This window comes from Kluyvera sp. EC_51, assembly GCF_019584505.1.
GTDB lineage: Bacteria > Pseudomonadota > Gammaproteobacteria > Enterobacterales > Enterobacteriaceae > Kluyvera > Kluyvera sichuanensis.
Genome location: NZ_VDAG01000003.1, coordinates 6,574 through 6,986, shown reverse-complemented (window position 1 = coordinate 6,986; position 413 = coordinate 6,574). Strand labels below are relative to the sequence as shown.

Genomic DNA, 413 nt, shown 5'->3' with positions numbered 1-413 from the left:
GGCACTGTTGCAAAGTTAGCGATGAGGCAGCCTTTTGTCTTATTCAAAGGCCTTACATTTCAAAAACTCTGCTTACCAGGCGCATTTCGCCCAGGGGATCACCATAATAAAATGCTGAGGCCTGGCCTTTGCGTAGTGCACGCATCACCTCAATACCTTTGATGGTGGCGTAAGCCGTCTTCATGGATTTAAATCTTTCGCCCAGGGGATCACCATAATAAAATGCTGAGGCCTGGCCTTTGCGTAGTGCACGCATCACCTCAATACCTTTGATGGTGGCGTAAGCCGTCTTCATGGATTTAAATCCCAGCGTGGCGCCGATTATCCGTTTCAGTTTGCCATGATCGCATTCAATCACGTTGTTCCGGTACTTAATCTGTCGGTGTTCAACGTCAGACGGGCACCGGCCTTCG

At 49.4% G+C, this 413-nt stretch carries 1 protein-coding gene; it reads right to left on the bottom strand.

Features of this window, described 5'->3' with window-relative positions; translation table 11 throughout:
• Positions 1-52: 52 nt before the first annotated feature.
• Positions 53-413 (bottom strand): transposase (locus tag FHC49_RS24270; protein ID WP_255581026.1); only part of this gene is annotated, 361 nt, incomplete at its 5' end.